Origin of the sequence: Pseudomonas palleroniana, assembly GCF_022836895.1 — a bacterium.
GTDB classification, from domain to species: domain Bacteria; phylum Pseudomonadota; class Gammaproteobacteria; order Pseudomonadales; family Pseudomonadaceae; genus Aquipseudomonas; species Aquipseudomonas palleroniana.
Map to the genome: position 1 here is coordinate 5,630,896 of NZ_CP092411.1, position 24,642 is coordinate 5,655,537.

Annotated in this window: 21 protein-coding genes and 1 other RNA gene; 8 read left to right on the forward strand and 14 right to left on the reverse strand. The window is 59.7% G+C overall.

Going from position 1 to position 24,642, the window contains the following annotated elements; translation table 11 throughout:
* Window positions 1-6: 6 nt before the first annotated feature.
* From mraY to rsmI, 9 genes are all read right to left on the reverse strand, one after another.
* Entirely contained in the window at window positions 7-1,089 is a 1,083-nt protein-coding gene (mraY, locus tag MJP36_RS25280; protein WP_060753913.1) for a phospho-N-acetylmuramoyl-pentapeptide-transferase, read from the reverse strand.
* Window positions 1,089-2,459, reverse strand: a complete 1,371-nt coding sequence (locus MJP36_RS25285) for a UDP-N-acetylmuramoyl-tripeptide--D-alanyl-D-alanine ligase (protein ID WP_244384304.1) — start codon at window positions 2,457-2,459, stop codon at window positions 1,089-1,091. Before MJP36_RS25285 ends, mraY begins: the two co-directional genes overlap by 1 nt.
* Complete coding sequence (locus MJP36_RS25290; protein WP_244384305.1) at window positions 2,452-3,915, reverse strand: UDP-N-acetylmuramoyl-L-alanyl-D-glutamate--2,6-diaminopimelate ligase; 1,464 nt, start codon at window positions 3,913-3,915, stop codon at window positions 2,452-2,454. The genes MJP36_RS25285 and MJP36_RS25290 overlap by 8 nt, the downstream gene beginning before the upstream one ends.
* Entirely contained in the window at window positions 3,915-5,657 is a 1,743-nt protein-coding gene (locus MJP36_RS25295) for a peptidoglycan D,D-transpeptidase FtsI family protein (protein WP_178126862.1), read from the reverse strand. Before MJP36_RS25295 ends, MJP36_RS25290 begins: the two co-directional genes overlap by 1 nt.
* Window positions 5,657-5,950 carry a cell division protein FtsL gene (gene ftsL, locus MJP36_RS25300; protein WP_003171871.1) on the reverse strand — a complete coding sequence of 98 codons (294 nt, stop codon included), beginning with the start codon at window positions 5,948-5,950 and terminating at the stop codon, window positions 5,657-5,659. The genes MJP36_RS25295 and ftsL overlap by 1 nt, the downstream gene beginning before the upstream one ends.
* Window positions 5,947-6,894 carry a 16S rRNA (cytosine(1402)-N(4))-methyltransferase RsmH gene (gene rsmH / locus MJP36_RS25305; protein WP_060753917.1) on the reverse strand — a complete coding sequence of 316 codons (948 nt, stop codon included), beginning with the start codon at window positions 6,892-6,894 and terminating at the stop codon, window positions 5,947-5,949. The genes ftsL and rsmH overlap by 4 nt, the downstream gene beginning before the upstream one ends.
* Entirely contained in the window at window positions 6,891-7,346 is a 456-nt protein-coding gene (mraZ, locus tag MJP36_RS25310) for a division/cell wall cluster transcriptional repressor MraZ (protein WP_003171868.1), read from the reverse strand. Before mraZ ends, rsmH begins: the two co-directional genes overlap by 4 nt.
* A 355-nt stretch (window positions 7,347-7,701) precedes the next feature.
* Window positions 7,702-8,055: RNase P RNA component class A (rnpB, locus tag MJP36_RS25315), an RNA gene on the reverse strand.
* Between the two features lie 96 nt (window positions 8,056-8,151).
* Window positions 8,152-9,024: a 16S rRNA (cytidine(1402)-2'-O)-methyltransferase gene (gene rsmI, locus MJP36_RS25320; protein WP_090366696.1), complete on the reverse strand. Its 873-nt coding sequence runs from the start codon at window positions 9,022-9,024 to the stop codon at window positions 8,152-8,154.
* Window positions 9,025-9,233: 209 nt separating this feature from the next.
* On the opposite strand from rsmI, the gene MJP36_RS25325 reads away from it, so the two are divergent.
* The 4 genes from MJP36_RS25325 (at window position 9,234) to MJP36_RS25340 (ending at window position 12,680) form a co-directional block, all read left to right on the forward strand.
* The gene (locus MJP36_RS25325; protein ID WP_090366698.1) at window positions 9,234-11,045 is read left to right on the forward strand and encodes a penicillin-binding protein activator; all 1,812 of its coding nucleotides are present in this window, start codon (window positions 9,234-9,236) and stop codon (window positions 11,043-11,045) included.
* Window positions 11,045-11,416, forward strand: coding sequence for a YraN family protein (locus MJP36_RS25330; RefSeq protein ID WP_198760514.1), 372 nt, complete (start codon window positions 11,045-11,047; stop codon window positions 11,414-11,416). The genes MJP36_RS25325 and MJP36_RS25330 overlap by 1 nt, the downstream gene beginning before the upstream one ends.
* A gap of 92 nt (window positions 11,417-11,508) precedes the next feature.
* Window positions 11,509-12,102 (forward strand): phosphoheptose isomerase, encoded by a 594-nt coding sequence (locus tag MJP36_RS25335; protein ID WP_007904374.1) that lies wholly within the window; start codon window positions 11,509-11,511, stop codon window positions 12,100-12,102.
* Window positions 12,099-12,680, forward strand: coding sequence for a BON domain-containing protein (locus MJP36_RS25340; RefSeq protein ID WP_090366702.1), 582 nt, complete (start codon window positions 12,099-12,101; stop codon window positions 12,678-12,680). The genes MJP36_RS25335 and MJP36_RS25340 overlap by 4 nt, the downstream gene beginning before the upstream one ends.
* Before the next feature lie 75 nt (window positions 12,681-12,755).
* Here MJP36_RS25340 and MJP36_RS25345 read toward each other — a convergent pair whose 3' ends face one another.
* Window positions 12,756-13,529 (reverse strand): YiaD family glycine zipper/OmpA-like lipoprotein, encoded by a 774-nt coding sequence (locus tag MJP36_RS25345; protein WP_060753922.1) that lies wholly within the window; start codon window positions 13,527-13,529, stop codon window positions 12,756-12,758.
* Window positions 13,530-13,884: 355 nt separating this feature from the next.
* Window positions 13,885-14,361, reverse strand: coding sequence for a hemerythrin domain-containing protein (locus MJP36_RS25350; protein WP_104995539.1), 477 nt, complete (start codon window positions 14,359-14,361; stop codon window positions 13,885-13,887).
* 336 nt (window positions 14,362-14,697) lie between these two features.
* Here MJP36_RS25350 and MJP36_RS25355 point away from each other — a divergent pair, with 336 nt between their 5' ends.
* From MJP36_RS25355 to MJP36_RS25370, 4 genes are all read left to right on the forward strand, one after another.
* Window positions 14,698-14,937: a hypothetical protein gene (locus tag MJP36_RS25355; protein ID WP_244384306.1), complete on the forward strand. Its 240-nt coding sequence runs from the start codon at window positions 14,698-14,700 to the stop codon at window positions 14,935-14,937.
* Between the two features lie 202 nt (window positions 14,938-15,139).
* On the forward strand, window positions 15,140-16,267 hold the full coding sequence (locus MJP36_RS25360; RefSeq protein WP_244384309.1) for a sensor histidine kinase: 1,128 nt from the start codon (window positions 15,140-15,142) through the stop codon (window positions 16,265-16,267).
* A 165-nt stretch (window positions 16,268-16,432) separates the two neighbouring features.
* Window positions 16,433-17,971, forward strand: a complete 1,539-nt coding sequence (locus MJP36_RS25365) for a cryptochrome/photolyase family protein (RefSeq protein WP_244384311.1) — start codon at window positions 16,433-16,435, stop codon at window positions 17,969-17,971.
* Entirely contained in the window at window positions 17,968-18,108 is a 141-nt protein-coding gene (locus MJP36_RS25370) for a DUF2256 domain-containing protein (protein WP_081086983.1), read from the forward strand. The genes MJP36_RS25365 and MJP36_RS25370 overlap by 4 nt, the downstream gene beginning before the upstream one ends.
* Before the next feature lie 33 nt (window positions 18,109-18,141).
* On the opposite strand, the gene MJP36_RS25375 is transcribed toward MJP36_RS25370, so the two are convergent.
* The 3 genes from MJP36_RS25375 to MJP36_RS25385 form a co-directional block, all read right to left on the reverse strand.
* Window positions 18,142-20,871: a winged helix-turn-helix domain-containing protein gene (locus MJP36_RS25375; protein WP_244384313.1), complete on the reverse strand. Its 2,730-nt coding sequence runs from the start codon at window positions 20,869-20,871 to the stop codon at window positions 18,142-18,144.
* 388 nt (window positions 20,872-21,259) lie between these two features.
* Window positions 21,260-22,624: a DUF1329 domain-containing protein gene (locus MJP36_RS25380; protein ID WP_060754978.1), complete on the reverse strand. Its 1,365-nt coding sequence runs from the start codon at window positions 22,622-22,624 to the stop codon at window positions 21,260-21,262.
* Window positions 22,625-22,653: 29 nt separating this feature from the next.
* A complete protein-coding gene (locus MJP36_RS25385) occupies window positions 22,654-24,513 on the reverse strand; it encodes a DUF1302 domain-containing protein (protein ID WP_060754977.1) in 1,860 nt (619 codons plus the stop codon).
* Window positions 24,514-24,642: the final 129 nt, after the last annotated feature.

A 24,642-nucleotide genomic window follows, 5' to 3' on the forward strand; every position in this document is an offset into this window, starting at 1 on the left:
TCGTTTCTACCTCAGTTTCAGGGTGGCAAGGCCGATCAGCACGAGAATCACGGTGATGATCCAGAAACGGACAATCACGCGTGGCTCGGGCCAGCCCTTGAGTTCAAAGTGGTGGTGAATCGGCGCCATGCGGAACACACGACGCCCGGTCAATTTGAAGGAAGCCACCTGGATGACCACCGACAGGGTTTCCATCACGAACACACCACCCATGATGAACAGCACGATTTCCTGGCGAACGATCACCGCGATGGTACCCAGGGCCGCGCCCAGCGCGAGTGCGCCGACGTCACCCATGAAGACTTGGGCTGGGTAGGTGTTGAACCACAGGAACCCCAGGCCGGCACCGATCAGTGCGCCGCAGAACACGATCAGCTCACCCGCACCCGGTACGTAGGGAATCAGCAGGTATTCAGCGAATTTCACGTTACCCGACAGGTAGCAGAAGATGCCGAGCGCGCCGCCCACCATCACCGTCGGCATGATCGCCAGGCCATCAAGGCCGTCGGTCAGGTTCACCGCATTGCTGGAGCCGACAATCACGAAGTAGGTCAGCACCACGAAACCAACGCCGAGGGGAATACTGGCGTCCTTGAGCATCGGGATGATCAGAGTGGTTTCGACCGCGCTTGGCGCAGTGGTGTAGAGGAAAATCGCAGCGGCAAGACCGAACACCGATTGCCAGAAATACTTCCACCGGCTTGGCAGCCCCTTGGAGTTTTTCTCGATCACTTTGCGGTAGTCGTCCACCCAGCCGATGGCGCCGAACAACAGGGTCACCAGCAACACCACCCACACATAGCGGTTGTGCAGGTCGGCCCACAACAAGGTGCTGATACCGATGGACGACAGGATCAACGCACCGCCCATGGTCGGGGTGCCGGACTTGGACAGGTGCGACTGCGGACCGTCATTGCGAACCGATTGACCAATTTGCAGGTTCTGCAGGGTACGGATCATCCATGGCCCCAGGAACAGCGACAGAGACAGCGCGGTCAGCACACCCAGAATCCCGCGCAGGGTCAGGTACTGAAAGACCGCGAAGCCTTTGTAGAACTGTTGCAGATACTCAGCCAGCAGCAGCAGCATTAATGTTTCTCCGTACTTGAGCCACACAAGGCCGCGACGACGTTTTCCATCACCGCGCTGCGCGATCCCTTGATCAAAATAGTGGTGTGTTTGTCTTGTTCAGCCGCCGTCAGCGCCTGGATCAATTCGGTCTGGGTCGCGAAATGCCGCGCACCGGCGCCAAAGGCGTTGACGGCGTACGCCATGTTCGCGCCGACGGCGTAAAGCGCATCGACTTTGCCGGCGGCATACGCGCCGACTTCGCGGTGGCCTTGTTCAGCCCAGTCGCCCAATTCGCCGATATCGCCCAACACCAGCACCTTGCGCCCGTCGAAGCCCTTGAGCAGATCCACGGCGGCATTGATGGAGGATGGATTGGCGTTGTAAGTGTCATCAATGACGCGCATACCGTTGCTTGCCAACTGCGCCACGGTGCGCCCCTTGACCGGCTGCACGGCGCCCAGGCCGGTCGCGATACCGAACAACGACACACCCAGGGCGTACGCAGCGGCGGCGGCGGCCAAGGCATTGGCGACGTTATGGTTGCCGAGCAGATTCAGTTGCACCCGCTCACTGCCCTGCGGGGTGTGCAGGGTGAACGACGGGCAGCCACGGGCGTCGACAGAGATATCGGAGGCGTGAAAATCAGCGGCGGCATTGAGTACGGCAAAAGTCAGCACCTTGCGACCGGCAGCGCGTACACGCCAGGTCTCGAAAGCCTTGTCGTCGAGATTCAAAACCGCAGTACCGGATGCGTCGAGGCCCTCAAGGATTTCACCCTTGGCCTCGACGATCTTCTGCGGGCCGCCGAACTCGCCGACGTGGGCGGTCCCGGCGTTGCTGATGATCGCCACGTGAGGCTTGGTCAGCGCCACGGTATAGGCGATTTCGCCGATGCGCGAAGCGCCCAGTTCGATCACGGCCGCCGTGTGTTCCGGGGCCAGTTCGAGCAGGGTCAGCGGAGCGCCGAAATCATTGTTCAGGTTGCCACGGGTAGCAAGCACCGGCCCCCGCGTGCGCAACACACCGGCAAGCAGCTCCTTGACCGTGGTCTTGCCGCTGGAGCCGGTGATGGCCGCGACAGGCTTGTCAAAGGCGGCGCGGTTCAGCGCACCCAGTTGACCGAGGGCCAGGCGGGTATCGGCGACCAGCAACTGCGGCAAGGCGCAGTCCGCAACTTCACGTTGCACCAGAGCACCTACTGCACCTTTGGCGGCAACGTCGTTCAGGTAATCATGCCCGTCAAAGCGCGGGCCGGCCAAAGCCACAAACAGCTGGCCCGGCTTGATATTACGGCTGTCGATACTGACGCCGTCGAAGCTGCAGTCGCTCGACAATACGCGGGCCGAAAGGGCCTGGGCCAGTTCGCTGAACTTCATCGCCTTAAGCATGGGCAACCTCCCAGGCGGTCAAGGCATGATCGGCCTCGACCAGATCGGAGAAGGCATGGCGTTCGCCGTTGATTTCCTGGTAGTCCTCATGGCCTTTACCGGCCAGCACCACCACGTCGTCAGCGCCGGCGCTGGCGATCAACTGGGCAATGGCTGCACCACGACCGGCAACGAACGTGGCCTTGGAAGCGTCTTTGAAGCCAGCACGGATGTCATCGAAAATCTGGCTCGGGTTTTCGCTGCGCGGGTTGTCGTCGGTCACGAGCACGCCGTCGGCCAGGCGCTCGACAATCTCGGCCATCAACGGACGCTTGCCCCGATCACGGTCACCACCGCAGCCGAACAGGCAGAGCAATTTGCCCTTGGCGTGTGGGCGCAGGGCCACCAGGACTTTTTCGAGGGCGTCCGGCGTGTGGGCATAATCGACCACCACCAACGGCTGCGAACCGCCACCCAGGCGCTGCATGCGGCCGACCGGACCTTCCAGCTTCGGCAGGACTTTCAGGATTTCGTCGAGGGCGTAATCCAGGCCGAGCAACGCGCCGATGGCGGCGAGGACGTTACTCAGGTTGAAACGCCCCAACAGACTGCTGCGCAAATGGTGCTCGCCTTGTGGCGTCACCAGCGTGGCGAGCACGCCTTCATCATTGAACTGGGCTTCGCGGCAATACAGGTACGCACTGGCGTCTTCCAGGCTGTAGCTGATCAGGCGCGACTCACCCTCTTGGGCCGCCAGCTGACGACCGAACTCGTCATCCAGGTTCACTACGCGGCACTTCAAGTCATTCCAGGCAAACAGCTTGGCCTTTTCAGCAGCGTAGGCCTCCATGGTGCCGTGGTAGTCCAAGTGATCGCGCGACAGGTTGGTCATCACCGCCACATCAAAGGCCAGCGCAGCAACGCGCCCCTGGTGCAGGCCATGGGAGGACACTTCCATGGCGACCGCCTTGGCGCCGGCCTTTTTCAGGTCGGCCAAGGTGGCTTGCACGGCAATCGGGTTCGGCGTGGTGTGCAGGCCGCTTTGCAGCGCGCCATAAAAACCGGTGCCCAGCGTGCCGACAATGCCGCAGTGCTGGCCCAGCAGGTCAAGCGCTTGTGCGACCAGTTGGGTCACGCTGGTCTTGCCGTTGGTACCGGTTACGCCCACCAGGTTCAGCTGGCGACTCGGGTCGCCATAGAAACGCCCGGCGATATCGGACAATTGCGCCGCCAAGCCCTTGACCGGAATCAACGGGACATCGGTGATCGGCAACACGGTGGCGCCTTCCACTTCATAAGCCACGGCCGCAGCGCCGCGCTGCAGCGCATCGGCGATATGCTCGCGACCATCGAACTTGCCGCCAGGCACCGCCAGGAACAGGTCCCCGGCGCGCACGCTACGGCTGTCCAGGCTCAGCTCGCGAATCAACAGGTCGTGACCGGCGTGGGCGAAAATCTTGTTCAGGCTAAGAGACATCAGCCGCGCCCTCCATTGGCTTTTGCAGCGGCAGCCGGAGGTCCGGCATTCGCTTGTTGGGTCGGCGGCAGATTGTCCGGCGTGATGTTCATCAGACGCAGGGTGCCGGACATGACTTTGCTGAACACCGGCGCCGATACCAGGCCACCGAAGTAGCCGGCTTTACTCGGTTCATCAATCACTACGACGATGGCGTAGCGCGGATCACTCATCGGACCGAAGCCGGCGAACAGTGAGCGGTAGGAGTTTTCGGCATAGCCCTTGGTACCCACCGACGTTTTACGCGCCGTACCGGACTTGCCTGCCACGTGATAGGCCGGCACCTGGGCGCGGAATACGCCACGCGGGGCTTCGATCACTTGTTGCAGCATGCCTTGCATGGTCTTGGCGACTTTTTCCGGGATGACCTGGGTGGCTTTCGGCGCTTCGTCGACATGGATCAGGCTCAACGGAACCATGCGACCGTTATTGGCCAATACCGAGAAAGCGTGCGCCAGCTGGATCGCCGTTACCGACAGGCCGTAGCCATAGGACAGTGTGGCGGTCTCGGCTTTTTTCCAGTCGCGGTAGTTCGGCAGGTTGCCCACGCGCTCGCCCGGGAAATCCAGACCGGTGGGTTGGCCCAAGCCGATCTTCTGGGCCAGGTGGTAGATGGTTTCGCCGCCGATATCGAAGGCGACCTTACTCATGCCCACGTTACTGGAGTTGATCAGAATACCGGTCAAATCCAGCACCGGACCTTCGGTACGGGACACGTCACGAATGGTGTATTTGCCCAACTGCAAGGTGCCTGGGTAAACCTCGACTTTGTCGCTCGGCTTCCAGCGCCCGGTTTCGAGGGCGGCACTCATGGAGATGGCTTTCATGGTCGAACCCGGCTCGAACACGTCGATCATGGCGCGGTTACGCATCATCGCCGGTTGCAGGTTGCGACGGTTGTTCGGGTTGTAGGTCGGCTGGTTGACCATTGCGAGGATTTCGCCGGTCTTCACGTCCATGATAACCAGGCTACCGGCCTTGGCGCCGTTCTCTATGATCGCGTTACGCAGTTCACGGTTGGCCAGGTATTGCAGACGCAGGTCAATCGACAACGCCAAGGGCTTGCCAGCCTTGGCGTTCTTGGTGACCTGGACATCCTTGATCAGCCTGCCGCGCCGGTCCTTGATGACCTGTCGCTTGCCGGGAACCCCGGCCAGCCATTCATCGTAGGCCAGCTCGACACCTTCGCGACCGTGGTCGTCGATATCGGTGAAGCCGACCATATGCGCGGTGGTTTCACCGGCTGGGTAGAAACGACGAAACTCCTCGATGCCGTAGACACCGGGGACTTTAAGGTCGAGCACTTGCTGGCCCTGCTCAGGGGTGAGCCCGCGCACCAGGTAGATGAATTCTTTATTGGCCTGGGCTTCCAGACGCTCAGCCAGGGCTTTCGGATCCTGGCCCAGGGCGGCTGCGAGTTCCGGCCATTTTTCCTTGGCGGTCTGCAGTTCCTTGGCGTTGGCCCACAGGGTCGTCACCGGGGTACTGACGGCCAGAGGCTCGCCGTTGCGGTCGGTGATCAGGCCACGGTGCGCCGGGATCGGGATATGACGCAGGCTACGGGCATCGCCCTGACCAATCAGGAAGTCACGGTCGACGACCTGCAGGTCGATGATGCGCCAGGCGATTGCGCCCACCATCAGCGCCAGCAAGCCGAGCACCACGCGGAAGCGCCATGGGTAGAGTGCGCCTTCGAGCTTCATCATGGCGCCACCATGCGGACTTCGGCCGCGCCCGGAATGTGCATTTTCAGCTGCTCGGTGGCCAGCACCTCGATACGGCTGTGGGCTGTCCAGGTGCTTTGCTCGAGAATCAACCGACCCCACTCCGCCTGAGCCTTGTCGCGCACGCTCAATTCCCCGTACAGGGTATTGAGCAACTGGCGGTTCCAGTGGGCGCTGTAGGACACCGCGATCGCGGACACCAGCACGCCGATAAACAGCAGCAACATAAAGAAGCTACCGCCCGGGAGGGGCTTGGCGAAAAGCTTGCTCACCGTAACTTCTCCGCAACACGCATGACGGCACTACGGGCACGCGGGTTGGCCTTGAGTTCAGCTTCGGAAGCGAACTGCGCTTTGCCATGGATCTTGATTTTCGGCACAAAGGCTTCGAAACGCACCGGCAGGTTGCGCGGCAGGTTATCCGTCTCGCCCTTGACCAGGCGACGCATGAACAGTTTGACGATGCGGTCTTCCAGGGAGTGGAAGCTGATCACCACCAGGCGCCCCCCCACTTCGAGGGCATCCAGCGCGGCTTCAAGGCCGGCTTCCAAGTCACCCAGTTCGTTATTGACGTGAATACGCAGGCCCTGGAACGCACGGGTGGCCGGATTTTTACCTTTTTCCCAAGCAGGGTTGGCAACCTTCAGCACTTCGGCCAGGTCGGCGGTACGTTCGAACGGCTGGATCTCGCGGCGCTCGACCACGGCGCGAGCCATGCGGCCGGCGAAACGTTCTTCACCATATTCCTTGAACACGCGGGCGATTTCTTCCACCGGCGCCGTAGCGATGAACTGCGCGGCACTGACGCCCCGGGTAGGGTCCATGCGCATATCGAGGGGGCCATCGTTCATGAAGCTGAAGCCGCGCTCCGGGTCGTCGAGTTGTGGCGAGGACACGCCCAGATCGAGCAAAACCCCGGCCACCTTGCCTGCCATGCCGCGCTCGGTCACTTCGGCACCCAGCTCGGCAAAGCTACGCTGCACAACGACAAAGCGGCCGTCTTCGGCCGCTAGCGCTTGCCCGGTGGCAATCGCTTGAGGGTCTTTGTCGAATCCGAGGAGTTTGCCGTCAGATCCGAGCTGGCTGAGTATCAAACGGCTATGCCCGCCCCTGCCGAAGGTGCCATCCACATAGCAGCCATCCGCGCGTACGGCGAGAGCCTCAACGGCTTCGTCAAGCAGTACGGTGATGTGGTTAAAGCCGCTATCAATAGTCACAGGATCAAATCACGCAGTTCATCAGGCATGGCGCCCGGTTGTTGAATAGCCGCCAGGTCAGCTGCAGAAACAGCATCCCAGGCATCTTCGTCCCACAATTGGAACTTGTTCAGTTGGCCCACCAGCATTGCGCGCTTGTCGAGCTTGGCGTATTCGCGCAGACGCGGAGGCACCAGGAAACGACCGCTGCCATCCAGTTCGAGGTCGACGGCATTACCAATCAGCAAACGCTGCAGGCGACGGTTTTCTTCACGCAATGAAGGCAGAGCGCGCAACTTGGTTTCAATCAACTCCCACTCATCGAGGGGGTAAACACACAAACAAGGGTCAACAGCATCAATCGTGATGATTAACTGGCCTGAACTTCGCGAAATGAGCTCGTCACGATACCGGCTCGGCATGGCGAGACGGCCTTTTGCATCGAGACTGATAGCGTTGGCTCCGCGAAACACAGTTGCGTTTCTCCAAATTTTAGCGTTTTACGTTCAAAAAACCCACTTTGTGCCACTTTCCGCCACTTGCGCACACTATAGGAATGCGCCCACCACACCGTCAAGGCGCGGATTCAAGGAAAAGCCTTACAGAACGGAGATTTAGGAGCGCAAAAGGAGGAGAAACGAGAGTTTGGCGATGTTTTTGACTCAACAACCGCAAATAGCTCATGGAGCTATGGCTTAAAGTTAAAGTGATTTATTAAGAGTAAGATTTTTTTGGTATTACGAAGATGCATCTGCCAATGATTCGGCAGGGAGGGAGTCTTGCGTTACTACCGGTTTTCTGCCCGAGATCCGGACAGAAGGAAAAAAGGTGGAGAGTCGATCTATAAGCCGGGTTCTGTCTTGAACAGTCATTCGTCTACGATGGCCATCACTGGACATCTTTAGCAACCTACCCGGTCCCAGCGCGGGCCACGCCTTGGGACCCTATTTGGTCTTGCTCCAAGTGGGGTTTACCTAGCCACGAACTGTTGCCAGTCGTGCGGTGCGCTCTTACCGCACCTTTTCACCCTTACCGGCACCGAAGTGCTTAGGCGGTTATTTTCTGTGGCACTTTCCGTAGGCTCACGCCTCCCAGGCATTACCTGGCACTTCGCCCTATGGAGCCCGGACTTTCCTCCCCCCCCTAATTTTCATAGAGGGCAGCGACTGTCCAATCGACTCTCCGCCGCGCAGGTTAACGGCACGACGGCCTCAGGACAAGTAATAAAAGTTCAGAATGGCCATCACGTTCAGACGAAATACAGGTTAAACCCCGGAACTATTCGGCTTTCTGTTTATCCAGCGCGACTTGATACAACACATTCTTACGCAAGCCGGTAATTTCCGCCGCCAGGGCCGCGGCGCGCTTGAGGGGCATTTCCTTGAGCAGTAAGTCCAGGATGCGCATCGCCTCACTGCCGACCGCGTCTTCGTTTTCCGGCGCGGTCCAGCCGGCCACCAACACCACGCACTCGCCACGCTGCTGGTTGCTGTCACCCTCGACAAAGGCACGCAATGCCTCCAGCGGCAGCCCCTTGAGGGTCTCGAAGGTCTTGGTCAGCTCACGGGCCAGCAGCGCCAGGCGCTCACCGCCAAACACCAACTCCATATCTTCCAGGCATTCCAGGATGCGATGCGGAGCCTCATAGAAGATCAAGGTACGCGGTTCTTCCTTCAAGGCTTGAAGGCGCGCACGCCGCCCAACCGCCTTGGCCGGCAAAAAGCCTTCAAAGATAAAACGGTCCGACGGCAAGCCGGCGGCAGATAATGCGGCGATCAGCGCGCACGCACCCGGAACAGGCACTACATTGATACCTGCGGCACGCGCCTGACGTACCAGATGGTAGCCCGGGTCGGAAATCAGCGGTGTACCCGCGTCGGAGATCAGTGCCACGTCGTCCCCCGCCAGCAGACGGGTGATGAAGCGGCTGCCCTCTTCGCGCTCGTTGTGTTCATGGCACGCCGCTAATGGCGTGCTGATACCAAAATGCTGCATCAACCGCTGGGAGTGACGCGTGTCTTCCGCCGCGATCAGCTTGACTTCGCGCAACACCTTCAGCGCCCGGGCACTGATGTCGTCCAGGTTGCCAATCGGCGTCGCCACCACAAAAAGCGAGCCAGCAGTGGAATTCAAAGGACCTGGAGCAGTCAAAACGCACACCTCGATGGTTGGCAAAAGCCATAGTGTAGCGCGTAGGCGCTTCGAAAATACGCCATCACGATGGATGCTTTTTCAGCCATCGACGAGCGATTGCAACATTTGCACGACCTAAATCGACGCTTTCACGCCAGTAACATCGCGCCTGAGCCAGTGCTTGGGTACAATTCCACGCTAATTTGATCGGTATCAGGAACACTTACATGATCGCTTGCCTGCGGCTGCTCTCCGCCCTCTGCCTCGCTGCCCTCCTGGCCGCTTGTGCCAGCTCGCCCTCGTCCAGCCTTGGCGACCTGCCCCGGACCCCGGATGCCAGTATCGAGCAACTGCTCGAACAGGCAACTACCGCCAAGACGCCAGAAAAGGCCGCGCTGCTGCGCCTGAGTGCGGCTGACCTGGCGTTCCACCAGAACAACCCCGGCCGCTCGTCGCAGATTCTTGCGCAGGTGCCGCTGGATGTCCTGAAACCGGCCGCACAAGTATTTGCCAGCACCCTGGCCGCTGAGTTGGCCATGGCACGCAATCAGCCCAAGGCTGCATTGGCAGCGCTCAACCACCCGAGCCTGCAAAGCCTGAAGGATCTGCCGACAGACCAGCAGATCCGTACCGGCACCGTACATGCCCGCGCTTATGAAGCCGATGGCCAGACCCTGGCTGCCGCTCGCGAACGCGTCGCCATGGCCCCGCTGCTCAGCGGCGACGCCGCCAAGAGCAACCACGAAGCGATCTGGACGTTGATTGCCGCGCTGCCAGCCGATCAGTTGCAAGCCAGCGGCAACCCGGTATTGGACGGCTGGATCACATTGGCGCAGGCGGTCAAGGGCGCCGGCACCCTGGAGCAGCAGCAAGCCGCTATCGATACCTGGCGTGCGCAGAACCCGGGGCATCCGGCGGCGGTGCAACTGCCGCTGCCACTGACCAAGCTCAAGGAACTGGCCAGCCAGCCCCTGAACAAGATCGCCCTGCTGTTGCCGCAGGAAGGCCAACTGGCCTCAGTCGGCAAAGCGCTGCGTGAAGGTTTCATGGCCGCGCACTACCAGGCCGAACAGGCCGGGCAGAAGCCGCCGGTGATCGAGTTCTACGACAGCTCGCGCCTGACCTCCCTTGACGACTTCTACGCCAAGGCCCAGGCCGCCGGCGTGCAATTGGTGGTTGGCCCACTGGAAAAGCCGCTGGTCAAACAACTCAGCGCACGTCCGCAATTGCCGATCACCACCCTGGCACTGAACTACAGCGAGGCTGAACACAACCCGGCCCAACTGTTCCAGTTTGGCCTGGCGGCTGAAGATGAAGCCCGCGAAGTATCGCGCCGTGCTCGCGCCGATGGCCTGCACCGTGCCGCCGCCATGGTTCCTCGTGGCGAATGGGGCGAGCGCGTCTACAAGGCCTTCCGCCAGGATTGGGAAGCCAATGGCGGCACCGTCGTCGGTGTTGAGTACGTCGACCAGCCCGTCGCCCTCGCCCAACAGATCGCAGACCTGTTCCAGCTGCGTAAAAGCGAAGGTCGCGCCAAGAGCCTGCAAAGCACCGTCGGTACCGACGTTGCCGCCCAGCCATCGCGTCGCCAGGATATCGAGTTCATCTTCCTGGCCGTTACCCCGCAGCTGGCCCAGCAGATCAAACCCACCCTGAACTTCCAGTACGCCGGTGATGTGCCGGTTTACGCAACCTCCCACGTGTTCAGTGCCAGCGGCGACAAGAACCAGTACCTGGACATGACCAACGTCATGTTCTGCGAGACCCCATGGTTGCTCAACAGCACCGACCCACTGCGCAATCAGGTCGCCGCACAATGGCCACAGGCCAATGGCAGCCTCGGTCGCCTGTACGCAATGGGTGTCGATGCCTACCGTCTGGCACCGCGCCTGGGCCAGCTCAAGGCGCTGCCCGACACTCGGGTTGACGGGCTTTCGGGCAGCCTGGGCGTCAGCGCCAACCAGCGTGTCGACCGTCAGATGCCTTGGGCGAAGTTTGTCGGTGGCGACATCCAGCGCCTGCCGGACACCCCGCGCTGATGCCCGAGCGGTCCAGCGCACAAAGCGGCAAGGATGCCGAACTGCAAGCTCTCCAGTATCTGCAACGACAAGGTTTGCGCCTGCTGGCGCAAAACTGGTTGTGTAAACGCGGCGAGCTTGATCTGGTCATGCTTGACGGCGATACAGTAGTATTCGTCGAAGTCCGCTACAGAAAACACGCACAATGGGGTGGTGCGCTCGCCAGTATCGACGGGCGCAAGCGTCAGAAGCTGATACTCGCCGCGCAGATTTTCCTGCAAACAGAGCATCGCTGGGCTGACTCTCCCTGCCGTTTCGATGTGGTTGCCATAGAAAGCACACCGTTAGGCCCAGCTGATCTGAACTGGCTCAAAGATGCCTTCGACAGCTGATTCACCGGACACCTTCATCACACACTTTTGCTCTTTGCATTGCGGGCTGCACATTTTCGTGCCAATCAGCCGCGCCACTTAAGGTCACACAGATGGACATGCAATCCCGAATTCGCCAGCTTTTCCAGGCCAGCATCGACACCAAGCAACAGGCGATGGACGTACTTGCACCGCACATCGAGCAAGCCAGTCAGGTCATGGTCAACGCCTTGCTCAACGAAGGCAAAATGCTTTCGTGCGGTAACGGCGGTTCGGCCGGTGACGCCCAACACTTCTCCTCCGAGCTGCTCAACCGCTTCGAGCGTGAGCGCCCGAGCTTGCCGGCCATCGCCCTGACCACCGACTCGTCGACGATCACCTCGATTGCCAACGATTACAGCTACAACGAGATCTTCTCCAAGCAGATCCGCGCCCTGGGCCAACCGGGCGATGTGCTGCTGGCGATTTCCACCAGCGGCAACTCGGCGAATATTATTCAAGCGATCCAGGCCGCACATGATCGCGAAATGATTGTCGTAGCATTGACCGGCCGCGACGGCGGCGGCATGGCCTCGCTGTTGCTGCCCGAGGATGTGGAGATCCGCGTCCCGGCCAATGTCACTGCACGCATTCAGGAAGTCCACCTGCTGGCGATCCACTGCCTGTGCGATCTGATCGACAGCCAACTGTTCGGGAGTGAAGAATGACCGTTAAACGCCTCAGCCTTTTGGGCATTACGCTGTGCCTTGCCATCAGCGGCTGCAGCACGGCAATCACCGCAACACGTGACACCCCCATTCAGGACGATAAGGGCACTCGTACCTTCGGCAGCAAGATCGACGACTCGCTGATCGAAACCAAGGTCGAGGTCAACATTGCCAAGGCCGCACCGGACCTGGGCAACGGTGCTTCGCGCATCGTCGTGACCAGCTTCAACGGCGTGGTATTGCTGGCTGGGCAAACCCCGCGTGCCGACCTCAAGGCCCTGGCTGAACAAGCCGCTTCGAGTGTCCAGCGCGTCAAGAAGGTTAACAACGAACTGCAAGTGATGGACCCGATCACCCTGCTGGCCATCAGCAACGATGCCCTGCTGACCACCAAGATCAAGACGCAGATGCTGACCGACAGCGCGATTCCCGGCTCGCGCATCAAGGTCGTCACCGATAACGGCATCGTCTACCTGATGGGCCTGCTGACCCAGGCGGAAGCCGCGCGTGCAGCCAACCTTGTGCAAGGCGTATCGGGTGTGCAGAAGATCGTGAAGGTGTTCGAATACATCGATTGATGTAACCGACAGCCATGAAAAAGGGCGCCGTGCATTGACTGCACGGCGCCCTTTTTTGTCGCTTGTCGCCCGTGTTTATTGGTACTGCTGGTACGGGTTACCCTGGAACTGGTTGTTCTGTTGTGGTGCCTGTTGCTGCTGACCAGGCTGGCCGTATTGCTGGCCAGGAATCGGACCGAGGTTGACCTCTACGCGACGGTTCTGGGCGCGGCCATTCACGTCGGCGTTGCTGGCAATCGGATTATCCGGGCCGGCACCGCGGGCGCTCAGGTTGGCTGGGCTGACGCCTTGGGAAGTCAGGTAGTTCGCTACGCTCTGCGCACGACGCTGGGACAGGTCCATGTTCAACTGGCGGCTGCCGGTACTGTCGGTGTAGCCGACAATCTGGATAGTGTTCTGGTTGAACTGCTTGAGGGAGTTGGCCAGATTGTTCAGCGGCTGGTAGAAGCTGCTAGCGATGGCATCCGAGTTGGTGGCGAAGGTGATGTTACCCGGCATGATCAGCTTGATCTGATCACCCTGGCGCTGAACTTCAACCCCAGTGTTGGCCATGCTTTCACGCAGTTTCTTTTCCTGCTGGTCGGCGTAGTAGCCGTAACCCGCAGCACCAATACCGGCAACAGCCGCACCGATCAGTGCGCCCTTGCCACGGTTGTTATGGTCGATGGCCGCACCTGCCAATGCGCCGGCCAGGGCACCCAGGCCACCGTACTTGGCGGTCTTGCTCATACCGCCGGACTCATTACCTGCCTGTCCCTGGCTGCTGCCGTCATAAGGATTAGGTGAAGCGCAGCCGGACAACAAGGCTACGGCGGTAGCGACAACAAGCAGACGACGCGGAGTAAACATGAAGGAAGCTCCTACTTTTGCATTCTGTGATGCAGAGGACATTGGCAATGGACCTGTGCCGAGCTTGGAACACGACAAACGGTAAAAATTCCATGCCCGGCGGGCGCCGTGCTCTACAACGGCCGAGCACACTCAAACCCTAGCAGACGATTGCTGAACGGCGATTGTCGATTTCTCTGCAAATGTCGCCGGAAAGTAGCCACTGGGTATCCAGGAACAGTCACACCGCAATTAGAAAGCGAGGCTGAGTCAACCCAAGCGCAACCGTTCAAAGGCCGATTCCGAGGGGCAAAAAAAATGAGCCCGACATGGAGTCGGGCTCACCTCTCTACAGGCGCAGTTAAAGCCTATTGGGTCAGGCTGCAACTTTTTGAGACACGTAACTCTTTTTCAACGATGACTTCATGGCCAGCATCTGTTCACCCAGCTTTTCAAGCTCGGCTTTGCCCAGAAGCTTCTTGGCCTTGGGAAACATCTCTGTTTCCTCTTCTTCGATGTGATGTTCGAGCAGTTCCTTGACCACCTTCACCCGCCCTGCGAATTCCGGGGAGGTAGGATCAGTTGCTTTCAGGTCGGGAAGAACCAGAGAGTCAACCGTGCGGTGCTCCTCTTTTGCCTCATAGTACATCTCGGCCTCGTCTTTCCCACCGGCGGCCTTGAAGGCGGGATAGAGAATCTGCTCTTCCAACTGGGTGTGGATGGACACTTCCATCTCTAATTTTTCCAGCAGCTCAGTGCGTTTCTTCACCCCACGCTCAGTCGATTCACTCAGTTGGGTCAGGATGGCTTTGACTTTTTCGTGGTCGGCTTTGAGAAGGTCGATGGCATTCATTTTTCTATCTCACTATGGCTATCACGGAAGGGTTCAGCCGTTCTTTGGCGGCTATCTCCCTAGGGCTATCGCATTTGCCGTGCCACCTTACAAAAAATTTAAACCCATTATATTTCAATAGGTTATTTAGATTAGTGGCAATTTGAATTCATGCACCTTGCCCGAATGGGCCTGCCGTCTATTGCAGATAGCAACACGCTCAAACGCCGTTTGATCCCAAGCGCTCGTCAAGGCCAGAAATTACGAACATCTCAATCGACCCACGGTCATTTATTGCATGAGGTGCAGCGCTCATGCGTCGGACCAGATTGCAGAAGTAAGCATGTGGAGTAGGTCATGAACCCATACACAGATGACTTGCCTGATGCCATCAAGCGTCAGGCCGATAGGCTTTTTTACGATATAGAGCGGGCAGGCTCGATGATTTTCGCGGTAAAAACCGGCGCTAAGGCCGAAGGATTCGTCCTGGGAATAACCTGTTGTGACGGCCTACCGGCAGAGCGTTGTGAGTTGCTGTCCAACCATTTCGACAGCGCCGTCGAGAAAAGGCTGAGATTGTTGACAGCGGGCCTATAGAACAGCCTCTCAGCACGACGGCTCAGGGCAAGCGTTAAAACGCGTGATGCTCGCTCCCTATATCGGGCCCTATATCGGGTAAAGCCGGCTTGGTCGCGCTTTGAAATCCACTGGAGAACCTCCTAAACTGGCTCACCACCTTGCTCCCACCTACGCAATTTTGCTTCAGTCCGCCTATAACGGACCTGATCAGGACACCGACATGCGCCTGCCGGATTTCATTCTAGAAAACCTCGAGCCCATCTTGCAGGCCTGGGAAGATTTCGCGAGAACGATCGAGACACCCGGCGCGGATCTCGACCGCAGTGCATTGCGCGACCATGCAGAGCAAATGCTGCGGGCGATCGTCGCCGACCTGCGAACCGCACAGACCGCACAAGAGCAAATTGATAAGTCGCATGGCCTGGGGCCGGTGGAAGAGCACGAAACCGCCGCTGAAACCCATGCAGTGGCTCGCTTACTGGCGGGCTTCACCATCGATCAAATGGTTTCTGAATATCGCGCCCTCAGGGCGAGTGTGCTCAGGCAGTGGATGAGCCAGGTAAAAAATGGCGCGTCACTGAATATTGATGATATGACCCGATTCCACGAAGCGATTGACCAGGCTCTCGCGGAGTCTATCGCCAGTTACTCCCGAGCCGTTGATGTGTCGCGCAATATTTTCCTGGGCGTTCTCGGCCACGATTTACGCACCCCGCTCGGGGCGATTTTACTGGGCAGCGACATTCTCAAGCATTCCGAGGGTCTCGGGGCGCGGGATGCCAAAGTCGCGACCCAGATACATACCAGCGTTACCCGGGCGAGCCGTATTGTTGGCGATTTGCTGGATCTGACACGCTGCCACATGGGGCCCGGTATTCCCGTCACCAAAACAGACCTGGACCTTTTACCGCTGTGCCGCAGAGTGGTGGAAGAAATCCAGGCATTTCATCCTGAAGCCAACGTGCTGTTTGTCGCGCGCACTGCGGTTCCCGGCAGGTTTGACGGCCCGCGATTGGAGCAGGTCTTTTCAAACATCATCAGCAACGCTGTGAGTCACGGCAATGTCCAGCTTCCCATAACCGTGCAATTGTCGGTCACGGAGGACGTCGCGGTATTCAGCGTCCATAACAGCGGCCAACCGATACCTGAGGATGCCCTACCGTTTATCTTCAACCCCATGGGGCGTTTTTCTCAGCGCTCTACCACTGAAAACGGACCTACCGAAGGGTTGGGCCTGGGCCTGTTTATCGCGTCAGAAATCGTGACCGCCCATAAGGGCTCAATCGACGTCACTTCTGACGCAACGCAAGGCACTACTTTCCTCGTAAAACTTCCGCTCACCGAGTGAGCCGTTTGCCCCTGCGAGAAATCACTGCACGTCCCGTCGAAAAAAATTGTACAAATTATTTTTATTGTACAAGTATAGGTGAGCAGTCAGTCATCCGTGCGCCCTCTCACCGTGGCCCCGGCATGCCTGCACCCTATACGTTTCTCCATCACTGGAAACTGCTCGATGACTGCACATCGCCGACTATGCCTGGTTCTGGGCGATCAATTGTCTTTCGACCTGGCCTCGCTGCAGGGCCTGGATAAAGAGCGCGATAGCGTACTGCTCGTCGAAGTGATGGAAGAGGCCCGCCACGTCCCTCATCACCCGCAAAAGATCGCCCTGGTCTTCAGCGCCATGCGCCACTTCGCCGAGGCATTGAAGCAGGCTGGAACGCAGGTCCACTACGTCACCCTTGATGATCCGAAGAACACTGGCTCGGTGCCAAGTGAGCTACGGCGCTGGCAGTCACTGTTGCAGCCCGATGAACTGCACATCACCAAATGTGGCGATTGGCGCCTGGAACAGTCAATCCGTATGTGTGGCTTGGCGATTGAGTGGCATCGCGATAGTCGATTTCTCTGCAGTCGTGCCGAATTCGCCCATTGGGCCGCAGACAAAAAACAGCTGCGCATGGAGTTTTTCTATCGAGAAATGCGCCGCAAAAACAGGATACTGCTCAACGGTGACGGCAGCCCGGTAGGCGGTGCGTGGAATTTTGATGCGGACAACCGCAAGCCCCTACCCAAAGGAGTGCGGCCGCCTGCGCCGGCCCGCTTCCCGCCCGACGCGCTCACCCAGGAAGTCCTTGCGCTGGTGGCTGAACACTTTTCCAGCCACTACGGCACTCTGGCCCACTTCGACTACCCGGTCACTCATGCAGATGCGCAGGCTCTCTGGGATTACTTCCTCGATTGGGGGCTGGCGGCCTTCGGTGACTATCAGGACGCAATGGCCAGTGATGAGCCCTTTCTGTTCCATGCCCGTATCAGTGCCGCGCTCAATATCGGCCTGCTGGATGTTCGCCAACTGTGCAGCGATGTCGAGGCCGCCTATTGGTCGGGCAACATCGCGCTGAATGCCGCGGAAGGCTTTATTCGCCAACTGATCGGGTGGCGGGAGTATGTCAGGGGCGTCTACTGGCTGAGGATGCCTGACTACGCCAACGGTAATGCGTTCGGCAATACAAGATCACTGCCGGAGTTCTACTGGACAGGCGCTACCCGGATGAACTGCATGCGCCAAGCCATCAACCAAAGTCTGGAGCACGCCTACGCTCATCACATTCAACGGTTGATGGTGACAGGCAATTTTGCCCTCTTGGCCGGTATCGCTCCGCCTCAGATATGCGAGTGGTACCTGGCGATCTACATGGATGCATTCGAATGGGTCGAGCTGCCAAACACCCTGGGCATGGTGATGCACGCCGACGGTGGGTACCTGGGATCCAAACCTTACTGTGCGAGCGGTCAGTACATCAAACGCATGTCTGACTACTGTCGTACCTGTGCCTACAAGGTCAGTGAAAGCACCACCGAAGACGCCTGCCCTTTCAATGCGCTCTATTGGCACTTTCTCATGCGTCACGCTGACCTTCTGCGCGGCAATCACCGCATGGGCATGGTGTATAAGAACCTCGACCGCCTGACGGAGGCCAAGCAGCAGGCGCTCTGGCAACGGGGGCAGAGTCTGCTGGCCCGGCTGGATGAGGGTGAGTCATTTTGAAAAAGAGTGAGCTGCCGGTGAAAACCTGCGTGTCTTGCGGCCTCTCCTTTACCTGGCGAAAAAAGTGGGCCCGTTGCTGGAATGAAGTGCTTTACTGCTCGCAGCGCTGCCGGCGCAACAAGCCGGTGAAAAACTGAACCGGCGCATCCTTGCATACACGGGGCGAAGCGTTAACCAATCAACCCCAACTCCTGCGCCCGCGCCACCGCCTGAGTACGCCGCTCGACCCCCAGTTTGCTGTTGATGTGGCTGGCGTGGGTCTTGACGGTGTGCAGTGAAATAAACAGCTGATTGCTGATTTCCTGATTCGAACACCCCTGGGCGATCAATTGCAGGACCGCCCGCTCTCGGGCGCTCAGGGTTTCGTGGGCAGGCGAAGTTCCGGCCGGCACCACCACGGGAAGCAGCGCCAGCAAACTCTGGTTCAACAGGCCATGGGAGTCCCTGCCAAGTTGTTCGCGCATCCAGTCCGGGTAGTTTTCCAGCAAGCGCTGGAACGGTTGCAGCGCACCGCCCGCTCCTGCTTCCAAGGCTTGGACGAGGACGGACCGGGCCTTGGCCTCCTGGCCGCACTCCAGTAGCAAGTGCGTCTGCTGGGTCAGTGCCATCAGCGCGATCATCTGGCGCCCATCGTTATGAGCTTGCTGCGCCAACGCTTCAAGCCGTCGCAGTGAAGCCTCGGATTGATGGCGCGTTGCATCCAGCGCGGCCTGCTGCAGCTCGATATGTTGCGGCAAGTGTGGATGAAACTCCGGCGCTGCGGCCGCGTGCTCACCGTTGTAGGTCTGCCCCAGGCGAGTCAGCCAGGCATCGGCCAGGTCAGTGCGCCCCTGGATCAGCCACAGCTCACATTTGATCAGCGTGATCATCGCCAGATAGTAGATCGGTGGCACATCCCAGATATGCATCAGGCGCTCGGCCTCGGCCAGCTCGGCAAACGCCTTGGGGAAATCCCCACGTCGCCCTTCGAAGTTGGCGATCACGCAATGCCCGATCAATACGCTGATATCCCGACAGGCGCGGGCTTCCGCCAGCCCGGCACGCAACCGTGCGAGGCCGGCTTCGGGCTGGTACCGCACCAGCAGCAGGTAACCTTCATATAGCGACAGCCGCGCGCGCACGGCATACAACCGTTGTGGCGCCAGGTCATGCAGGCGCTGCAAGCCCTGGCGCACTTCGTCGAGCGAGCGCAGGATCTCGCCACGCGCCTGCAGTACCCGCGCCCGGTCGTAATGGGCCAGTGCTTCAAACAGGGGGTTGCCGACGCGTTGCGCCAGCTCCAGGGACTCTCGATTCAAGCCCCGGGCACGCCATAGGTCGGCATCGACGATGGCCAGGTTGGAGAGGGTCGACAGGCACATCAGGCGCTGGCCGTAGCGCTTGTGCGGCAGGCTTTCCAACGCCTCGCTGCAATAACGCTGAGTCGATTCGCGATCCCCGCGGCCACGGGCAATGATGCCGCTCAGCGCCAGCCATTGGGCGAGCATGGATTTCTGTGCGGTCGCTGACGGCGCCGGCAGGAAGCGGCTGAGGTAGCTGGATAACTCTTCGGCCGCGTCCAGTTGGCAAGCCAGGCCCAAGGCCCAGCTATACAACACGATCAAGCGTGGCGTGCTGATCAGCAGGCTATCGGGCAAGTCCATCTTCCAGCGCAGCAACATGCCCACGTTCTGCTCGGCCAGCAGTTGCTCTTCAGACAGGTTTTGCACCAGGTTCGCCGCCACATCGAGATGGCCGGCCCGTAGTGCCTGCTCGACCGCTTCATCGATCAACCCCTGGGCGTTAAACCACCGGCAGGCGCGCAGGTGAAGGCTGGCCAGGGGCAATGTGGCGCTCTTGGCACGACGCGTACGCAGCAGGTCGGAAAACAGATGGTGGTAGCGATACCAATGCCCCTGCTCGTCCAAAGGCACCAGGAAGACTTGATGAGCCAGCAGGTAGCGCAGGATTTCACCACTGTCATGGGCTTCGCGTACGGCATCGCATAGCTCGCTGCAAAAACGATCCTGAGGCGCCGTGTCATACAAAAATGCTTGCACCTCGACCGGCAGGCAGTCGATGACCTCCTCCAGCAGGTAATCCCGGATCAGCCCTTCCCCGCCGTGCAGGCTTTGCGGCAACGCGCCTTCATTGCCGGCTTCGGACGCCGCCAGCAGCCAGAAACGCAGGCCGGCGACCCAGCCTTCGCTGCGGCGAATCAGGTTATCCAGGGCCTCACCGCGCAATGAGCTGCTATGGCGGTCCAGCACCGCCAGGGACTCGTCATGAGTCAGGCGCAGGTCCTGTTCATGCAACTCCAGCAGGTGCCGTGACAAGCGCAATCGCGCCAGGTGCCAATCCGGACGCTGGCGACTGGTGACCAACACCACCAGGCCGTCAGGCAAATGATTGAGGAAAAATTGCAGGCAACGATCCAGCACCGGCCCCTGGGCCAAGTGGTAGTCATCCAGTACCAGCAATAAAGGCGTCTGCGTGGACAGGTAGCCCGTCAGCTCATCCAGCAAACCATCCAGCCACTCCTCGAAAGCAAAGGGCTGATGGCGTTGGCGCATTTTCAGCAGGCCGAGGGACTGGGCACCGAGCTGCGGGAAGTATTGCTGCAAACCGTCGAGCAGGCGCTCAAGAAATCGACCAGGGTCGCTGTCCCGTGGGCTCAAACCCAACCACAGGCTCTGCCAGTGCGTGGGCAGGGCCTGGCAGAACTCGACCGCCAATGAGCTTTTGCCGAACCCGGCCGGCGCGCTGACCAGCAGCAATCGCCCCTCCAACCCGGCGCTCAAACGTTCGCACAAGCGCGGTCGCAGCACGTAGCCGTCAGGCAGCGGCGGCCTGTAGAAGCGCGCTTCCAGCGTCGGAATCGCTGCGCTCGCAGGCCCTTGGATTCGGGACAGATCAGTCATCGCCGGGCTCTTGTAGAAGGCTGTTGTCGGCATTGCAGATGTCCGCAGACTAGCGGTAAAAGCGGCGGGGTTGTAGATCTTTGCAACATTTACCTGAAAAAGAACTGCGACAAAAAATGTGGGAGGGGCCTGATGCCAGTCACTTAAATGGTGGGATGTAGAACACATCGTCTGTAGTGAGCGGGCTTGCCCCGCGCTGGGTGGCAAAGCCGCCCCAAACCCAGGCGCCTCGGTCCTCCTGAAATACCGCGGCGTCTTTGTTGGGGCGGCTGCGCCACCCAGCGCGGGGCAAGCCCGCTCACTACAGAGTTTGGTCGCGGCAGGTTCTCTTGACTGAGTAGCATTAGGGAGGGGGCAGCCCCCTCCCACACTGGAACCCTGTTGCCGCTTAGCGCACACCGTCCTGGCGCAGGGCCGCTGGAGTGAAGTCGCTGGTGGTGGCGGTGAAGCCGAAGTCATACGCCTGCTTCTCTTCGTTTTTCATGCCCAGCGCCAGGTAGCGGCCGGACTGCAGGTCGTAGAGGGTTTCCAGGGCGTACCACGGCACTTGCTTGTCGTAGTAGTTCTCGGCATGGGCTTCGGCGACGCGCCACAGCTGACCACGGCCGTCATAGTGGTCGATCACGGCCGCTTGCCAGGTATCTTCGTCGATGAAGAAGTCACGCTTGGCGTAGATGTGGCGCTGGCCTTCCTTCAAGGTGGCAACCACATGCCAGACGCGACGCAGCTCGTAGCGTGCCAGGTCCTGGTTGATGTGACCGGCCTTGATGATGTCGGCGTATTTGAGCTTGGGATCGTCGACCTTGTAGCTGTTGGAGGCGATGTAGAGTTCTTTCTTGCCTTCCAGTTTCCAGTCGTAGCGGTCCGGCGCGCCGTTGTACATGTCGAGGTTGTCGGAAGTGCGCAGGCCATCGGCGGCAGTGCCCGGCCCGTCATAGGACACTTGCGGCGCCCGACGCACGCGACGCTGACCCGCATTGTAGACCCAAGCCGAACGCGGCTCCTTCACCTGGTCCAGGGTCTCGTGTACCAGCAGCACGCCACCGGCCAGACGCGCCGGCGCGGTCACTTGCTGCTTGAAGTAGAACAGCACGTTGCCTGGGTTTTTCGGATCAAAGTCTTTCATCTTGTCGCGGAACACGAACTGATCGCGGAAATACACCAGGCTGTACGAACCGTTGGTTTGCGGCGTGGCCTGGGTTACCAGGCGGGTCACGCTGCCGCCACGATAGCGGGTAATGTGGTTCCAGATGACTTCCACGCCGCTTTTTGGAATCGGGAACGGCACCGCGGTTTCGAAGTTCTCCAAGCCGTTGCCGCCGGAAACCAGGTTGGTGTGCGTGGCATTCTTCTTGATGGCTGCAAACACATCCGCCGGCACGGTCGCGCCGCGATGGGTCGGGTAGACCGGCATCTTGAAGGTGTCCGGGTAGCGCTTGAACATCGCGTACTGCCCGGGTGCCAGCTTGTCCTTGTACTGCTCGACGTTGGCTGCGGTGATGGTGAACTGCGGCTGTTCGTTGGCGTAGGGGTTGGCCAGGAAACCACGCGCATCCACGGCACCGGCATTGGTGGGCAGCGGCGACCATTTCGGAATGGTGCCCGCCGCGTTACCAGCCATTTCAGCGCCCATCGGGGTCAGGCTCGTGCCCAGCTTGGCGGCTTCATCCGCCGATACCGCCGCCATGACATTGCTCGCCAGGATCGACAGCCCCAGCACACCCACGTGCAACAGACTTTTTGTTATTTGCATATTCTGGTCTTCCTGAAAATACAGTGTGCTTAGAAGTTGGCGCCGACGCTCAGGGCGATGAAGTCGCGGTCATCCACCGTGCTGAACTTGCCACCAAAGAAGTTGGTGTAGGCCAGGCTGGCGGTATAAGTATTCTGGTACTCGGCATCCAGGCCCAGGCTGACAGCCTTGCGACCTTCTTCGAAGTTACCGCCGGGGCCGGGTGAATACCCCTTGACGTCATGCGACCAAGCCACGTTTGGCTTGAGGTTGACGCCCGCGAACACGTCCGGGTACTCCCAGATGGCTCGGGCGCGGTAGCCCCAGGACGTGGCTGTGGTGTAGCCATCATTGTTGCAGTTGGTGTTCAGGCCGGCGGCATTGGGCAGGCCCGCCCCCGTCGCGGTGGAATTGTTGAGCGCATTGCAGAAGCCACCCGGCAAGCTGCCAGGGCCGAAGACCGGATCGCGGCCATAGCGGGCTTGTGATTTGCTTTCCAGCCCCCCGACATGGGTCACCCCGATCTCACCGACGGTGGTCAGGCGGCTGGCGCCCATGACTTGGTCGAAGAAGTGCGTGAAGGTGGTCTGGAACTGCGTCACTTCCTTACGGTTGTAACCATGCAGGTCCTGGCCCGGCGTACCTTTGAGCACGGAGGCGTTGCCGAAGCCAGGGATCGGCGTGACACCGGCGTACAGGATATCGGTGGTGCTCAATTGCACGGGAGCGTTTGGACGGTAGCTCAGTTCACCACTCCAGGCCGTGCCTGTCGGCAACGTGGTCGAGAAGCTCAAACCGTACAGGCGGATATCTTCCGGGTACTCGACGAAGTAGTTGGAACTGCCGGCCACGATCAATGGACGCAAGGCAGCCAGAGGCCCCAGAGGGCGGGTGTAAGCCGACGAAGGAGCGCCTTGTGCACTGAAGATCGGCGCGCGGCTGTGGTAATTCATGAAGTACGCGCCGAACTCGGTATCCAGCGGCTCGAAGTTGTAGTGCATGGCCACGCCGAATTGGCCGCTGTCGCGGGCATCCCGGTCCGGACCGCGACGTACCAGTACGCCTTCGTTGTTGACGTCCACACCCAGGGCATTGAGCGTCGGCAACGCAGCGCCCGGGATGGTCGAACGCTTGTTGAGGACACGCAGGTTGTTGTCACAGCCATCGGAAATCACGTCGGGCTGGGAGAAGAACGTGCCGCAGTTATCGGTCACCGTCTGGTCCCACTCCAGCTGATAAAACGCCTCAGCCGACAAGTTATCCGTCAATGATTGCGACACATAAAACATGTTGACCGGAATCAAGCCTTCCTTGATCTCGGCGCCCGGACGACGGAATGCGGACACGTCGATCGGGTTGATGGAGTTGATGCCGCCGCCGATGAAGGTACTTTCACCCCAGCTCACCACCTGCTTGCCGAAACGCACGTTGCCCGGCAAATCGGCGATGTTGTAGTTGTGGTAAATGAATGCATCGAGGATCTGCCCGCCGGAGGACTTGGCGCCTTCCTTGCGGTTGTTGTCGCTGATGTCCTTGAACGGACGGCTTTCGTCCTTGAGTTCGAAGTCGTACCAGTACTTGCCGCGCACAAACACGCCGGTGTCGCCGTATTTCAGTTCCAGGTCGTGGATGCCCTTGAAGATCTTCGAGAACGTTTCACCGCGCTTGAAGTTCAAGTGGCCGTCATCGGAGGTCTGGGACAACCCCTTGCCGCCGTTGTTGGCACCGATCAGGTCTCGGTTAGGCTTGGCTGTCGACCAGCTCGCCCCCACGGAAAGCGACGAGTCAAAGCTCCCTTCGACTTCACCGATATTGAAACTGACGCCGAATGCGGGCCCGGCGAGCGTAGAAGCGAGACTGACGGCCAGAGGCAATCTCGCCCGGCGCCAGAACTGGTTTACTGAGGTCATCGACGCTACTCCATGTGCATTATTGTTATGGCAGTGAGTTCTTTCCTACAGATGCATGTAACAGCCGGGATACAACGATCCCAATGCCGTACGGCACCCGAGCCTCCATGGCCCGAAGCGGAGCATCCG

What these genes read in the sequence shown, in the direction of transcription:
- MJP36_RS25365 (WP_244384311.1), top strand. Translation starts at nt 16,433, where the DNA reads ATGACTGCACATCGCCGACTATGCCTGGTTCTGGGCGATCAATTGTCT.
- MJP36_RS25355 (WP_244384306.1), top strand. Translation starts at nt 14,698, where the DNA reads ATGAACCCATACACAGATGACTTGCCTGATGCCATCAAGCGTCAGGCC.
- MJP36_RS25360 (WP_244384309.1), top strand. Translation starts at nt 15,140, where the DNA reads ATGCGCCTGCCGGATTTCATTCTAGAAAACCTCGAGCCCATCTTGCAG.
- MJP36_RS25295 (WP_178126862.1), bottom strand. Translation starts at nt 5,657, where the DNA reads ATGAAGCTCGAAGGCGCACTCTACCCATGGCGCTTCCGCGTGGTGCTC.
- MJP36_RS25340 (WP_090366702.1), top strand. Translation starts at nt 12,099, where the DNA reads ATGACCGTTAAACGCCTCAGCCTTTTGGGCATTACGCTGTGCCTTGCC.
- MJP36_RS25350 (WP_104995539.1), bottom strand. Translation starts at nt 14,361, where the DNA reads ATGAATGCCATCGACCTTCTCAAAGCCGACCACGAAAAAGTCAAAGCC.
- MJP36_RS25345 (WP_060753922.1), bottom strand. Translation starts at nt 13,529, where the DNA reads ATGTTTACTCCGCGTCGTCTGCTTGTTGTCGCTACCGCCGTAGCCTTG.
- MJP36_RS25385 (WP_060754977.1), bottom strand. Translation starts at nt 24,513, where the DNA reads ATGACCTCAGTAAACCAGTTCTGGCGCCGGGCGAGATTGCCTCTGGCC.
- MJP36_RS25330 (WP_198760514.1), top strand. Translation starts at nt 11,045, where the DNA reads ATGCCCGAGCGGTCCAGCGCACAAAGCGGCAAGGATGCCGAACTGCAA.
- mraY (WP_060753913.1), bottom strand. Translation starts at nt 1,089, where the DNA reads ATGCTGCTGCTGCTGGCTGAGTATCTGCAACAGTTCTACAAAGGCTTC.
- MJP36_RS25285 (WP_244384304.1), bottom strand. Translation starts at nt 2,459, where the DNA reads ATGCTTAAGGCGATGAAGTTCAGCGAACTGGCCCAGGCCCTTTCGGCC.
- MJP36_RS25335 (WP_007904374.1), top strand. Translation starts at nt 11,509, where the DNA reads ATGGACATGCAATCCCGAATTCGCCAGCTTTTCCAGGCCAGCATCGAC.
- MJP36_RS25325 (WP_090366698.1), top strand. Translation starts at nt 9,234, where the DNA reads ATGATCGCTTGCCTGCGGCTGCTCTCCGCCCTCTGCCTCGCTGCCCTC.
- MJP36_RS25290 (WP_244384305.1), bottom strand. Translation starts at nt 3,915, where the DNA reads ATGTCTCTTAGCCTGAACAAGATTTTCGCCCACGCCGGTCACGACCTG.
- MJP36_RS25375 (WP_244384313.1), bottom strand. Translation starts at nt 20,871, where the DNA reads ATGACTGATCTGTCCCGAATCCAAGGGCCTGCGAGCGCAGCGATTCCG.
- MJP36_RS25380 (WP_060754978.1), bottom strand. Translation starts at nt 22,624, where the DNA reads ATGCAAATAACAAAAAGTCTGTTGCACGTGGGTGTGCTGGGGCTGTCG.